The sequence below is a fragment of the Sphingomonas sp. ERG5 genome (assembly GCF_000803065.1).
GTDB lineage: Bacteria > Pseudomonadota > Alphaproteobacteria > Sphingomonadales > Sphingomonadaceae > Sphingomonas.
Map to the genome: position 1 here is coordinate 101,475 of NZ_JSXI01000026.1, position 13,630 is coordinate 115,104.

Here is a 13,630-nt window from a genome sequence, read left to right on the forward strand (position 1 = left end):
GTCAGCATCCAGGAGGAGGCGCAGTGCTTTCGCGCGCTAACTCCGGATGGAAGAACAAGCCGATCAGCAATGATCGGTCGCTCGCCATGCGGCGAGCGACCGCGTCAGGGTTGTAGTCGAGCGCGGCCATCGCTTCGCGCACGCGCTCCCGCACTATCTCGCGAACATTGGGCTCACCATTCATGAGACGGGATACGGTCTTGATTGGAACGCCCGCGCGCTGGGCAACCTCATGGATGGTAATGCCCAAAAACTAGTCTCCGCGATTCACTTCCGGCCCGTGGCGGGCCTGTCATTCCGCCGTGACGATGGCCCAATCGTCCGATCGAGAAAGGACCACAGCGTGTCCATAGCGTGATCGAGGATGGATTGCTGGCGCGCCCGGTCCGTCGCTTTCAGGCCATGTTCGGCGCCGGCCACGATCTCGAGAGAAGTGTCCACCCCGGCGGCGCGTAGCACGCCCGCGAACTGTCCAGACTGATCGAGGGGCACCAGCTTGTCGCTGTCGCCATGGAGCAGGAGAAAAGGAGGGGCCCCTTTTTTCACATAGGTGGCCGGGCTTGCTGATCGCCGCCGCTCGTCGCATGGCTCCCCAGTAACGCATCCGAGATAGGTGGCTCCCAACACTTGCCCATCCATTGCTATCGGGCCGAACCAGTCGGCCACGGCCTGCACGCAGGTTTTCCCCGGTGGCAAGGCAGCATCTTCCGGCTCGAACAGCGCGATGCCGCACGTGGTGCCGACAGTCGCTGCGATGGTACCACCGGCCGAGCTGCCCCAAATCGCGACGCGCGTCGGATCGATGCCGTATTTGCCCGCGTGATCCCGCAGCCAGGCGATTGCCGCTTTCGCGTCGCGGACCTGCCCCGGAAAATGCACGCGCGGCGCCAGCCGGTATTGGATCGACGCGACGACATACCCGCGCGCTGCCAGGGCGGCGAGGCGAGCGGGAAAATCGGTCGCCGCACCCATCATCCGCGTGTGGCCGGTGACGAATCCGCCCCCATGAACGAAGACGATCGCCGGGTGCAGGTCGTTTCCCGGCGGGGGAAGATAGAGATCGAGCGCCAGCGTTTCGCCCTCGATCCTCCGATATGGCAGGTCGGCAACGGTCCGCACGCCGCCGGCAAAGACAGCGGGAAGCGGCGGCGGCACCGATACCTGCTGACAGGACGCCGGCACCGGCAGGCAGGCGGCGAACGCTGCCAACAAGATGTGGCGCCGCATTAGAAATTGAAGCCCAGCGTACCGCCGAAATAGCGGTTCGCGTTCTTTGGACGGATCGCAAAGATATCGAGCGAGGTCAGATTGGCGGGAACCAACGCGGCGCTGGTCATTCCGGAATAATAGTTCTGATTGAACACGTTCTTAACGAACAATGTCAGGCTTAAGCCGTGCGCCGGCTGGCGCACCCCGAGCGACATATCGACGAGTGCATAACCGTCCTGACGCAGCAACGGGTCCTGTTCCAGGGCGAATTGTTGATCGCTCTGATACGAAAGGTCCGCTTGAACGAAGCCGGTCAGATTGGAGGCGATGGAGGCTTCATACCGGGGTGAGAGGTTGATCCGCCATGTCGGAGAAACCGGCAAGGCGCCGCCGCGCACATCCTGGGTTGGTCCACTGGTCAGCAACGTGCCGGCCGCATTTCGATATTGATAGCGATAGCAAGCGTTGGCGGGGCGAGCGCCCCCGATCGCGACCACTGACGCGCCGGGCTGAAATTGCGAAGGGCAATTGAGACCGTCGATATCGAAACGGTTCTTCGCGTAGGTGACCGCGGCGGTCACCGAGAAAGACTTGGCGGGGCGCAACGTAGCCTCGATCTCGAACCCCTGCGTTCGCGATGATCCGGCATTGGTCTGGACATAGTTGACCACGCCGTTCAGCGGATCAGACCTGTTCGCCTGCACCTGAAGGTTGGTATAATCGGCGCGGAATATTGCCGCTGCGATACTGAACGTTCCATCAGTGGTACGGCCCTTGAAACCGAGTTCATAGGCATTAACATGCTCCGGCTGAACCGGTTGCTGGTTGGCGAAGTCCGCGCTGATCTCAGTATTGAGGCCAAGGCCCTTATAGCCGCGTGTATAGCTGACATAGGCCTGGGCAAATCGGCTGAATTCATATTGCAGTCCGGCCTTGCCTGTCACGGCATCATCGGATGCCGACGTTCCAGCCCATGTGCTGGCGGTGCCGCCGTAGGGCGTGTCGCCCGCGACTAGGACGCCGAGACGCTGGCCGTCGACCGAGATACTTTCGTGCTGGACGCGCACCCCGCCAATTGCCTTTAGGCCGCCCACCAATTTCAACTCAGCCTGTCCGAAAAAGGCAATACTGCTGTTCTTCAGCTTTGAGAAACTGGCCAGCGATTGATAGCTGGGCGAAGGACAAGGCTGTCCCACCACGCCGGTTGCGCACACGGCCCGACGACGCGAGAAATAGCGATCGATCGCCACATTCGAATAAAAGCCGCCAACGACGTAAGTGAATGGGCCGGGATCGTTCGAGGCAATCCGGAGCTCCTGCGTAAAATTGGCAATATGCGTATTGCCATAATTGAGATCGAACTGCGCAGAAGATGCCGGGCTGATATAGACAGGTTGCGCGTAACCAAAAGCATCCACCTCCTGGTTCTGGATGAGGTGGTAGCGCTGGTATGCTGTGATCGAGGTCAGCGTTGCCGATCCGAGATCGAGATTGGATTGTAGCGAGTAGGTCTGCTGATCGCTTTTCGCATAGGTCTGGTCATTGTTCCATATCTGGTCGCTGTCGGGTCGAACAGTGATCGGGCCGGTCAGCAGCGCACGGAACGGATTGCCGATCTTGACCAGGACATTCTGGCAGCAATTAGCATCACTCTTGCGGTAATCGCCGGCAAGCAGGAACGTTAGAGTATCCGACGGCCTCCATTCCAACTTGCCGCGGAGGCCCCAGCTTTTGGTCGCATTTGCGTCATGCCCCGTCAGGACATTGCGGATATTGCCGCCGACGTCGTTATAATATCCGGTCAGCCGGACACCGATCGTGTCCGTCAAAGGTCCCGAGACGGTTCCGCTCGCCCTGTATTCCCCCATTTCCGCAACGGTCAGGCTACCGCGCGCCTCGAGTGTCCGCGAAGGACGCTCTGTGACGACGCTGATGACCCCCGCAGTCGCGTTCTTCCCAAAAAGGGTTCCCTGCGGTCCACGTAGAACTTCCACCCGCTCGATATCGGCGAAATCAGTGAAATTCTGCGTCTGGCGGGCGCTGACGACGCCATCCACCACCAGCGCAACCGAGGACTCATTGCCAAGGCCGAAAAGCGATGTTCCGATGCCGCGGATACGGAAACTGCTGGCCACGGGATTCGCCGCCTGTTGAAAGGTCAGCGATGGGACAGCCTGTACCAGGCTGCTGGTATCGTTGATCTGGCGGGCAGCGAGTGCCTCGCCGGTGACGGCGGTGACGGCGAGCGGAACATCCTGAAGGCGCTCACTTCTCTTTTGTGCTGTGACGATGATGTCGTCCGAGCTTGAAAAGGTCTCATTTGGAGCGCCCGCCTTGGGATCCTGCCCGTTCGGCTGCTCGCTGGTGGTCTGCGCCACGGCCGGTGTCGACACCATCGCCGCGCTCGCCAGCAACGCGAGTATAGACGTTCGTCCCATAGTTTCCTCCCCTGTTGTCGTGGCAAACGTCCTCGCTTTGCCTCCGATTCTTGGCGGGAGTTATAAGGTTATTTCGCGAATGACAAGCTTGTCATATCTGCAAAGGGCCTTTTATCCGGACCCGGCTGACCGGCAGCTTCCGGGATCGCGGCGATTGCGAAAGAACGACCAAGAAGGGGCGCGTAGGTGCACTTCCCTCTCGGTCCACCGCATGAAAATCGACGGTGTCCGCTTAGAAGTCGCGGGAGGAATGCCAGAATTCCGCCTAACGATCTGAAAGAGCGTAATATTTTGTAATGCGGGCGGCCCCTACCCCACATTTTTCCCCACATAGTTGGCGAGATTTCCTGAGGCCCGATGGAGCCTCAAGGCAGCTTTGCGCCCCATCTCAGCCGTTCAGGCTCATTCGGCGCGAGCCCGAAACCTGCCATACATCCCTCAGGTCTATCGGGCAGCTGATATCCCGGCCTCCATCATCAGCTTTGCCCGCATTGAGAGGTTGGCGCCGAGGCTTTCGGTGCCAACGCGGACCAGTTCGACGCGATCGCGCTCGAAAACTAAGCCGTCGTGGTTAGCGCTCCCTCCGCTTCAACAAGATGAGCATGGCCCGCTGTCCCTTCCAATTACCGCATGTTGTTGCTGCCGCCGTTGCGCTCATGGTCGGCGGCTGCGCCAGCGTGCCGCACATAGTTCCCAGTCCTGCGATACTGGCTTTTGCTGCGCTTCGCCCGGACATATGTTCACCGCGCTCGCGGTCGATTGGCCGTCGGACGCATGGTGGCAGCGCTACCGCGATCACCAGCTAGACCGTCTGCTGAGCAAGGCAATCTCAAGTTCGCCATCGCTCGACGTCGCTGCTGCCCGAGTTCGGCGGGCCGCCTTAGTATCTGACCGCCAGACCGATGGACCATTTGGCGACCCGATCGTCCAGGTCGGTGGCACGCCCCCGCGTATACTTGAGGTCGGCGCCGAAGTGCTTGTCCGCGTCAAAATACATCGAGAGAGTGGACTCGAAGAGGCTGATGTCGCGTGACGCGCCGTCCACGACGAACATCGGCGTGTCGGTGACAACGAGGTCGACGGGGAACCGGTCGATGCGACTTGATAGGCCAATGCCATACCGCAGGCCGATCCGCGTGAAGTCGTTGGCGTCGTCGCCGGTCCGCGTCCCGATCCTTGTGAAGTGGCCGTAGGCGATGCGTCCGTCGAGGATCGGCTCCCATTTCAGGGGAATGCCCCCGAGGTCGATGTTGCTGAAGCCGTTCACCGCAAGGTTCCTCGAGATCGAGATTGTCGGACGGTAGAGGAGGTTGAGTGCCAGCAGCCTGCTTTTGTCTTCGCGGTTGATCAGGAAATGCGGCGTGAAGGCGAGATACTGGCTCGCCGCGCGCTTGAAGCGGAACGAATAGGTGTCCTTGACGAGCTGGAACGTGGTGCCGAAGTCAAACGTGTTGCTGTCGAAGGTCCGGTCCTTGCCAGCGGCCTTGGACGTTTCGAGGTCGATGCCGAAATAGGGGATGAAGCCCCAGCTCAACCGGCGCGTCCGATCCTCGTTGAACACGCCCGGGAAAAGGACAGAATAGCCGACGGCGGCCACCAGCTTGGTGGTCCCCTGCGACTTGATGGAGTCGTGCTCGAAGCTGATGTTGGCCTTGCTGGCGTCAGTGAAGCCCGGATCATACTGCGCATAGATCAGGTCCTCGCCCTTGCCTCGGATGCGGATCGAGCCGGCGGGCCGGGCGGCGTCGGCAACCCTGTCGTTGAGGCCCCAGGCGGACTGCGGAGGCTTCGTCGAACCCGCAGGCTGCGGCGGGACGATCGCCAGCGCTTGGGTCGCAGAGGCTAGGCATTGGACCGAACCGCCGTCCTGGCGCATGAATGCCGCTGGGTCGTTCCGCCAGCCGGCGAACGAAAAGTGGGCCGAGTCCGTCAGCGCGGTGTAGAAGAATTGCGAAGCCTTCTCGACCTTATTCACCTCGTCCTTGGTGCAGCCGATCTTGTCGCAGATCTTCGCGCCGTAGACGGCCATCGCAGCCCTGCTCGAGAGACCCGCGAAGTCCGGATCGTCTGGATTTGTCTTGCGCCATGCATCAAAGCGGACGCGGACCACGGCGGAGACGCCGCCCTGGATGAGGACCTCCTCGGCGAAGACCTCCTTGTCGATCGGCCCCTTGGCGTAGTCGGGGTTCGCGCAGATCGCGGGCGCGTCCGCAGCGATCGCGTTGGCCGTCCAGCAGACCGGGATGATCGTCGCCATAGCGCGCAGCGCTGCGCGAGACGTCCGGCTCACTGCGTGTTTCCCGATACCATCACCTTGAAGTCGATGACGGTCTTGCCCTGTGCATCGGCGATGAATTGGTTGTCATAGGTGAAGGACCAGCCGAGTTTCAGGAGTTTCGCGGCCGTCTCAACCAAGAAGCCGTTCATCACCCCACCACAGATGTTCAGGTCGTCACACATCTTCTTCCCGCTGTCCGACGCCGGGGAGTAGCCATTCACTCGCTCCGAGAGGTTCTCGTCGACGACCTGCGAAACGTCGAAAGCCTTGATGTGCACGCCGGCCATGGAGAAGTCCGGGTCGGCCGCAAGGCCGACGGATTTGATTCGTTCAAAAAGTTCGCGACCATGAGCGTTGTGGTGAAGGTGGTGAAGTGCGCGCTGCTCGCGACGTGTTTGCCGCGCGTGGTTGCGCAACGATGCTTTGCTCATGGTCTCTATTCCCCACTTTGGACTGATGGGTCCAGCCGCCCATCTTTTGGGTTATCACCGTCCGTGGTCGTCGGCGAGTCGATGTCGCCATTTTGACTGTTAATAGTTAGTTGGCTTGACTTGGCGTCACTGGCGATCCTGGCCTAACCACTTTCGCAGTGCCGGCGACGAATTTCACCAGTCCCGCCTCATCTACTCAACCTAGTTGGACGCGCCGATGCTCTAGCGCCATCGACTGTTCGATCCGTCACACCTCCGCGCGGGCGAAGGCCTGGCCCTTTTGAGGCGGATCATCGATCCATGGCAGCAGGCGGCGTCGCTGCTCGGTCGTCGCTTCGACGCGGCCAACTCGCCTGTCATCGCACCCGTCTCGCCGAGCACCTGCAAGACGAGGCCGAGCAGGTCGGCGCCCTCGTCGATCAGTGCCGCTTACCGACTCGTAGCGCGACTATTGAATACTTGCAGCTATTTCAGCGCTTCTCGAGCAGGAACGGAGGTGGATCGACATCGAATTGCATCGACATCTGATTGTAGAACTGTGGCATTCTTCGCAGAAGATCCTCGCCGCTTTCGGCCCGCCTCGTGAGTTCGATCATCATGATCGTATTGAGGAAGTTCGGCTTACGCTCGATCCGGAGTTGGTCGATGTCGGGCCACACACTGTCCTCATTGAACCACGGAAAGCAGACGTCGAGAATATCGCGACCCCGCGGCATATGCCGGTCGCGGGACGCCAACGCGCTGATGGACGCGATCATGTCCGCCAGCTGCAGGCCGGGCAACGAAGCTGAGGACCCGAACTCGATAGGCCCGGCTAGGTTGACGACGAGGGGTGACGAGCGCCCGCGCATCGTCATGTAAGGTATGTCCTCGCGGCCAATCATCTCGTCGAAGAAATCGCGGAACTGGAGAAGCGGCTTGGACTGGTCGAAGATCACGTCGAGTTGTCCGTGGCGCTCGCCCATGACCCGCAGCACGGACATGGCCGAACTGAGGCTGAGGTCCAGCACCCACTGGATGCGGCCATCCGCGTCCGCGAGGCTGGCGACCTCGGCCTCGATCTGCGGGCGGCAGGCCTCGATGAATCGGTTTATCGTGGCGATGGCGTTTTCCGTGCCGGCGCTGAATCCTGCGAAAACCTCAGCGCTCTCACCCGGCTTGCGGCTCAGCATCTTCTGGAAACGGTCGGCGATGTGGGCGGCCGCATTGTCACCGAAGCGAAGGTGGGACCAGATGATGTTCGCGACGTGGAGATGGAATTCGCGCTCGTAGAAGAACATGTTGTTCGGGGCGAGCACCGGTTCGTAGATGTATTCGAAGAACTTGCAGGCCAGGCTGAAGAGCTTGTCGTTCACGACCACGGTCGCGCGATCCCCTAGCCGTTCCGACAGCCAGCGGACGACCTCGAGCGCGTCGGAACGCTTGTAGATTTGCCGGCCCTTGATCTCGGCGCCGAGCACGCCGAACCTGGTCCGGAACTCCTGGACTAGCAAGGCCGCGGCGTCGGGCTCGATCGCCACGGCCGAGTAACCGAAGAAGGGCTGGTCCGTATCGAGCAGTTTGTCACCGGTGAACCCGGCGTCGTCGCAGTATATCGTCGTCGCCATGGAAGCTCCATCGGTGGGAGTGGGCGTCCAACGTGTGGACACCCGATCGGTTTCGGCTCAGTGAAAGCCAGCCTTGCGCAGCAGCGTGTCGGCGGCGACCAGGTTGATCCCGCGCGCTTCTGGCTGGTGGGTCAATTCCATCACGTTTTGCATGGTGGTCCCGGCCTCTGCGGAAGGGCGTCTCCCCGTCGCCGCGTCCCGGAAGAAGCGCATCACGAAGCCCGCGAGCACGTCGGCCGCCTGGACGCCTGGCTCGGAGCTGCTCGCGAACGCGAGGGACGCGTGCTCGCGCAGTCTGTAGTCGGCGTTGGGCAGGATCGGGACCGCCTCCTCGCTGGAGAGACGCTCCATCATCTTCTTGGCCTCTGTCAGTATCTCGCCGAACAGCATGTGCTCGTCGTGGACCAGGGTCACGTCGGCCAAGTGCCCCCGACGGTATTTGTTGATGCGCGCGTAGATGTTCGTCAGCGCGGAAAGGCCAGGAAGTATCGAGATCGAGCGACCCGTCACACTTCGGTCGGGAGCCGGCAGGAAGCGGAGGTGCCCGTCTGGCTCTTGTGTGCCCACGACATCGGCGAGGCTATCGTCGATCATCTCGATGAGGAGGTCGCGAAATTCCCCTCGCTCTGGTTCGCGCGCCCATTTTCGCAGCGCCGGATAGACGGCCTCTAGGTCGGCCGGCAGCTCCGTCTCGCAGGCCTTCGCGTAGGCGATCAGGACGATGTCTGGCAAAGACCCCGCCATCAGTTCCACGATGACCTTTCGCATGATCAAGGCTTTGCCCATCTCATCGAATCCCCGTACCGGAGGCAGGACTAGATAGTTCATCAGGTTGATGATCATCAGGAAGCGCTTGTCCATCATCTCGATGAACAGCGGACTGTCGGTCGCGAGCAGGTAGTCGGCGATGCCACCCGCGACCTCGGGCTTCTTCACGAGGTTCGTCGAGCGGAGCTCGGCGCCGACCACTCCGTGAAGATCGGCCAGACGCCGCAGTTCGGCCGCCAGCGCCACGCCGTCGCGGACGCCGATGGCCGCCAGCACGAAGATCGGCTGATCACCGAAATCGAGGTGTGCGCCGACCTTGGCTACATCGCCGGTGCTCCCGCTCTCGTCGAGATAGAACCGCATCAGGCTTCAACCCTGCAGTTTGCGCGACGCCTCTGCATCAATCGGTCGCGCCGAGGCGAGCGAAGTCCCCCCGATCCCAGCTCAGTTCGGCCTGCGCGTAGAGTTCGGGCAGGAGGAGATACGGATTCTCCCCGTTTCTCGCCCGCTCGCCGAGCCCGAACAGGATGAGCCAGTTCACGGCCGCCTGCCGCGATCCGGGCTCCACCACGCTGAAGTCGGGCATGATGGAGTGCGAATGCTGATGCGGATCGAGGGACCCGGCGATCTCCTCGAGCCCCCGCCGCTCCAGATCGCCGCGAAGGCAGGCGGTGGCGGCGCCCGCCACGATGTCGGCCAGCTGGAGCGAAGGATGGCCGCGCGAGTCGGCGAACTTGATGGGTTCGGACAGTCGCCACCCTTGGCGCTCGCCATGGTTGAACCGATTGTCGGTGAACTGGGCGATCGAGGCGATCGTCTCGTCGGTGAGTTCTCCGGCAACGGCCTCGAGCGGCCGGCTATCGTCGCAGGTCACCTTCAGGCGGGCGCCGTCGGCCCCGAAGTGGCTGAGCAGGCTCCAGAGTCCAGAGATGCCGAGGTCGAGTGTCCAGCGCCCCCCGTCCGGCACTTGCGCGAGACCTTCCAAGTTGTCCGCGAGTATCTGGTCGCGGTAGCCCTGCGCGAACCGACGGATCATCTCGAAGGGATTTTCCGGATCGAGCGCTTGGACGGGGTCGAAGAGTGAAGGTGCCAGCGTAGGGTCGAGCGTGCGCATGAACGCCTCGAACTCGCGGATCGCACGCTCGGCCACGTCGTCGCCCGCGACGAAGAACGCGTAGCAATACATCCCGACGAATCGATGGAGGTTCTTTTCGTAGAGGAGGGAAGGATCCTCCTTGAAGACCGGCTCGTAGATGTATTCGAACAGCTTGGTGCAGGCGCCCAGCAGCTTGTCGAAGAGGACGAAGCGGTAGCGGCCGGTGATTGACTCTAGGACGTCGAGCACGAAGGCGCGCCCAGGCGTCGTCTTGAGGAGCGTGTTGGACTTGAGTTCCTGCCCGGGAATTCCATGCCGCCTGCGCGCCGCATCGAGGATCGACCATGCCTCCTCGTCCGGCACGGCGACGGCGGCGAAGCTGAACACGCGCTGTTCCGGATCGAGCAACCGGGTGCCCGTATATCCTGATTCGTCGCAGAAGACCTCGATGGGTTGGTCGGGCATGTTGGATAGATAGGGCCGTAACGGCGATGTGCCAGTATGATGGCTAACCGCACCGGTGGCGTTCATGCTACGCGAAGCCAGTTTGGAGGGCACCGGCATGCAGCGAAGCGTCGTCAATCTGATCGGGTCGGCCAGGGCGCTATTCTCGATCGTCGCGCTGCTGTTCCTCCTTCCCGCGAGCGCGGTGGCGAACCCGACGCTGAGCGTGTCGCAGCCTGGCGTCACCGTCGAGACGGGGCGGCTGACCTCCGTGCTGCTCTCGGTCGATGCCATGCCGGCGAAGGCCTATCTCTATGTCGATGGCGACCCGGGGATCGCGTGGTCGCTCCGACCGGCAGCGCCTTCGCAGTGGGTCCTGCGCGTCGGGCCCAAAGCGACGCTGACGGCCGACGCAACGCTGACGATCCAGCTGCTCGACGCGGGGAACAAGCCCATCGCGGTGACGCAGGTGAAGGTTACGCCCAAGGCGCTGCCCGCGCCTGACAGCGTAGCGGCCCTCACTCTGATGTTGGATGGCGGTGGGCTGGTTGAGGGTCTCAAGAGCCGCGCCTACCTAGTCGTCACCAACAAGAGCGAGCACGCAATCGCGCTCCGGCGCGTCGATCCGGTCGCCTCGGATGGCATCGTGGTCACCATCGATGCGGCTTCCCCCCTGATCATGCCGCGGGAGACGGTGGTCCAGCCCATGACGATCGAGGTCGAGAGGGGACGGGTGCCAAGGACGGGCACGCATCAGCTGGCGGTCCGGGCGACGCTCACGACGGACCTCACGCCCGCGGAGGCGCGGCTTGCGCGCGGATCGATCGGGGCGCCCAGGTGGGAGGCGCGCGTCGTCGCCAGCAAGGAGGTGGAGCTGACTGTGCCCGGGCTCAGCGAGCTTCAGGGCATCCTGCAGATCCCGACGCTTCTGCTGTTGCCCGGATTGCTGGCGATGATCGCCTTCACCGCCCTGCTCGATCTCGCGAAGCCCAGGCCGGTGGGAGAGAACCCGCTCAGCCGCCTGACGATCGCCCTCTCCCCAGGCGTCTGGGTCATCATGATAATGGTCTCGGCGGTCATTGATGCAGCTTATGCGCTCTTGGCGGGTCGGGACATCCTATTCGGCTTCGGGCTTCGCGACCTGGCCACGCTCTGGTTTGCCTCCCTGATTGTCGGGGGGCTCGTTGGCTGGCGCGCCTACTGCGTGGAGATCGCACGTCAGCGCGCCGCCGCGGCGCCGCGCTTCGCAAACGGCATCACGCCGTCGGTGTTCCTCCAGCAGATGGCGCGCGAAGGCGAGCCAATCAGGCGGCGAGCCCGGTTGCTCGGCGAGCAGCTTCTGTTCGATCTTGGAGCGGTGGATGCGGCCAACCAGCTGTGGGCTTGCGGCGTCATCGTCATGCGCCCCACGGCTACGGGGGGCAGTCAGGTTCTCGACGCCGTCCGGAGCGCCGCGGATGATGCAGCCCGCATCGTCGTCGTTGTCGGGCTGGTGCAGCAGGGTAAGCTGACTCTGGAGTGGCGGCCCTTCATCGTGGGCGCCGTTCGCGTCGCCGAGCCACAGATCGTCTCGACCGACCTCTTCGTCGACGTCCTGCGGGACGACACCATCCTGCAGGAGGGTGTCTGATGAAGTGGACGACCCTGTGATCGCCCCCAAGCGCCCAGTCAGTGACCGGATTGGCTCTAAGTCGCCGCTTCTCTAACCCTCATCGCCGAAAGCCTCAAGCCATGCCCGCGCAGATAACCTATGCCCGTCTCAACATCGTCTCGGGCGAGGCGTTCTTCGAGCAGTTCGAGACAGCGGCTTCCACAGTGCCGGAGGCGTTTTGGCTGCCCGGCGGATACGGGGATATATTCCGCAAGTTGCGAGGTGGTCCCGGCTATCCGGGCTTCGCCATGCCTTGGCGCGACGGGCAGCGCAGCACCTTCTGGAAGGCCTATTGCCAACAGACGCCGGTGAACCAGATTTCCACTGAGCTGGCCGCTCGGACGATGGTGCCGCTTCGCCTCGTCGCCGTCGACCGGCCGGGGGTGACGATAACAGATGGGGCCGAACGGCTGTTCTACGACGTGAACGCGTTTCCGCACGGGCTCGTCGTGTCCCTCACCATCCAGACGGGCGCCCTCCTCTCGCTCGACGAGTGGCGCGACCGCATGCGGGCGCTACAGGTCGAGCCGTGCTTTGCGCTCAAGCTGCCCGGCGTGGCGGAGGAGGCGGGGCTTCGCGCGCGGGACCTGCTCGAGAGGCTCGTGGCTTGGCACCGGGACCGGTATTTCGGTCCGATCGCCGTCACCAGTCAGTCCGAGACGCCATTCACGATCGCGACGGTCATACAGGGATCGGACGTTGATCCCTCCGTGCCGCTCGCGTCCTCTCCCGACCTGCAGAGGACGCTCAACGCCATCGCGGCTCTGCCGGTCAACTGGCCGGCGGCCACCTTGCCTTCGCTCGATGACGCGATCCTCCCCGCGAGCAGCATCAACGCGTCTCCGGGGGACGCTCTATATGCGACGCGTCGTGGACGGATACTCTGGCGGCCGGCGCTGTTCACCTACCCCGCCAGTGCGAGCCACCGGCTCCACTCGCTCAGCTGCCTTGCACACAATCTGCTCGCCGCGTCGGTGCAGGCGGAGAGCCTGCGCCTGTTCGCGATCCGCTACGCGGCCCTGTCGGCGGCGGCGCGCGATGTGATCCCGCCGCTTGTTCGTAACCGGGCCGCGAACCTAATCGGCCGTATGTGGCGGGGGGACCAGACATACCGCTCCGCCAGCGTGAAGCGCCAGATCGAGGACAGCGGCAGCCTAGCGCAGGTTAACGCCCTCCTCACGGCCGAACAGGTTCCGCCGATCGGTAAGGCCGGCGCGGCGGCGTGATACGGTCACGCCGGACTCGTTTGCAGCCGATTTAGGAGCGGTGCCTGACTCGGCAGTATGTGGGTCTTGGTACCGTCCGGCAAGAACCAGCGCGCCTCGTCTTCCTCTAAACGAATGTCCGCTTCGCCTTCCGGCGCCCCCGAAACCTGCCCATCCCCTAACGGCCCATTCTCCGCCGTTCAGCTACCGTAGGGGGCACCATCGTCAAGCGGAGAATGGCCAAAAAAGCGCCGTTTCGGGCGATCTCGTCAGAGACGTGCCCACCTTTCGTCCCACACTTTTTTGCGGCTTCAGTGGCGTATGGCACGCCTTGAGCTGTAGATTGCGATCCGCGGCGCGGGATTCGCACGCCCAGCCGGTTCAGATTGTCCGCTTTGGCGATGTGCTTCACGACACTTTTGAGCGGCTACGTTCCGTGCTGCGCGCTGGACTTCAGTGACGCCGGTGAGTCTCGATTCCACAAGATCCTGAGCCTGATCGCG

10 protein-coding genes are annotated in these 13,630 nt (G+C 62.8%); 2 read left to right on the forward strand and 8 right to left on the reverse strand.

All coding sequences use genetic code 11. The annotated features are described in order from the left end of the window. Nucleotide 1 precedes the first annotated feature (1 nt). From OO12_RS10960 to OO12_RS10995, 8 genes are all read right to left on the reverse strand, one after another. Entirely contained in the window at nucleotides 2-250 is a 249-nt protein-coding gene (locus OO12_RS10960; protein ID WP_034158707.1) for a LacI family DNA-binding transcriptional regulator, read from the reverse strand. A 17-nt stretch (nucleotides 251-267) separates the two neighbouring features. Then, nucleotides 268-1,227 (reverse strand): alpha/beta hydrolase, encoded by a 960-nt coding sequence (locus OO12_RS10965; RefSeq protein ID WP_052215754.1) that lies wholly within the window; start codon nucleotides 1,225-1,227, stop codon nucleotides 268-270. Further along, entirely contained in the window at nucleotides 1,227-3,587 is a 2,361-nt protein-coding gene (locus tag OO12_RS10970) for a TonB-dependent receptor (protein WP_235364753.1), read from the reverse strand. The genes OO12_RS10965 and OO12_RS10970 overlap by 1 nt, the downstream gene beginning before the upstream one ends. A 940-nt stretch (nucleotides 3,588-4,527) precedes the next feature. Then, nucleotides 4,528-5,904: a hypothetical protein gene (locus tag OO12_RS10975; RefSeq protein WP_034158709.1), complete on the reverse strand. Its 1,377-nt coding sequence runs from the start codon at nucleotides 5,902-5,904 to the stop codon at nucleotides 4,528-4,530. A 29-nt stretch (nucleotides 5,905-5,933) separates the two neighbouring features. After that, a complete protein-coding gene (locus OO12_RS10980) occupies nucleotides 5,934-6,356 on the reverse strand; it encodes a hypothetical protein (RefSeq protein ID WP_034158710.1) in 423 nt (140 codons plus the stop codon). Between the two features lie 470 nt (nucleotides 6,357-6,826). After that, a complete protein-coding gene (locus OO12_RS10985; protein WP_034158711.1) occupies nucleotides 6,827-7,963 on the reverse strand; it encodes a DUF3800 domain-containing protein in 1,137 nt (378 codons plus the stop codon). A gap of 57 nt (nucleotides 7,964-8,020) precedes the next feature. Further along, on the reverse strand, nucleotides 8,021-9,094 hold the full coding sequence (locus OO12_RS10990) for a DUF3800 domain-containing protein (RefSeq protein WP_034158712.1): 1,074 nt from the start codon (nucleotides 9,092-9,094) through the stop codon (nucleotides 8,021-8,023). A gap of 37 nt (nucleotides 9,095-9,131) precedes the next feature. Continuing rightward, complete coding sequence (locus OO12_RS10995) at nucleotides 9,132-10,292, reverse strand: DUF3800 domain-containing protein (protein WP_034158713.1); 1,161 nt, start codon at nucleotides 10,290-10,292, stop codon at nucleotides 9,132-9,134. Between the two features lie 64 nt (nucleotides 10,293-10,356). Between OO12_RS10995 and OO12_RS11000 the strand changes: the two genes are divergently transcribed. Continuing rightward, entirely contained in the window at nucleotides 10,357-11,901 is a 1,545-nt protein-coding gene (locus OO12_RS11000; protein WP_160296782.1) for a hypothetical protein, read from the forward strand. A 101-nt stretch (nucleotides 11,902-12,002) separates the two neighbouring features. After that, the gene (locus OO12_RS11005) at nucleotides 12,003-13,148 is read left to right on the forward strand and encodes a hypothetical protein (protein WP_034158715.1); all 1,146 of its coding nucleotides are present in this window, start codon (nucleotides 12,003-12,005) and stop codon (nucleotides 13,146-13,148) included. Nucleotides 13,149-13,630 lie beyond the last annotated feature (482 nt).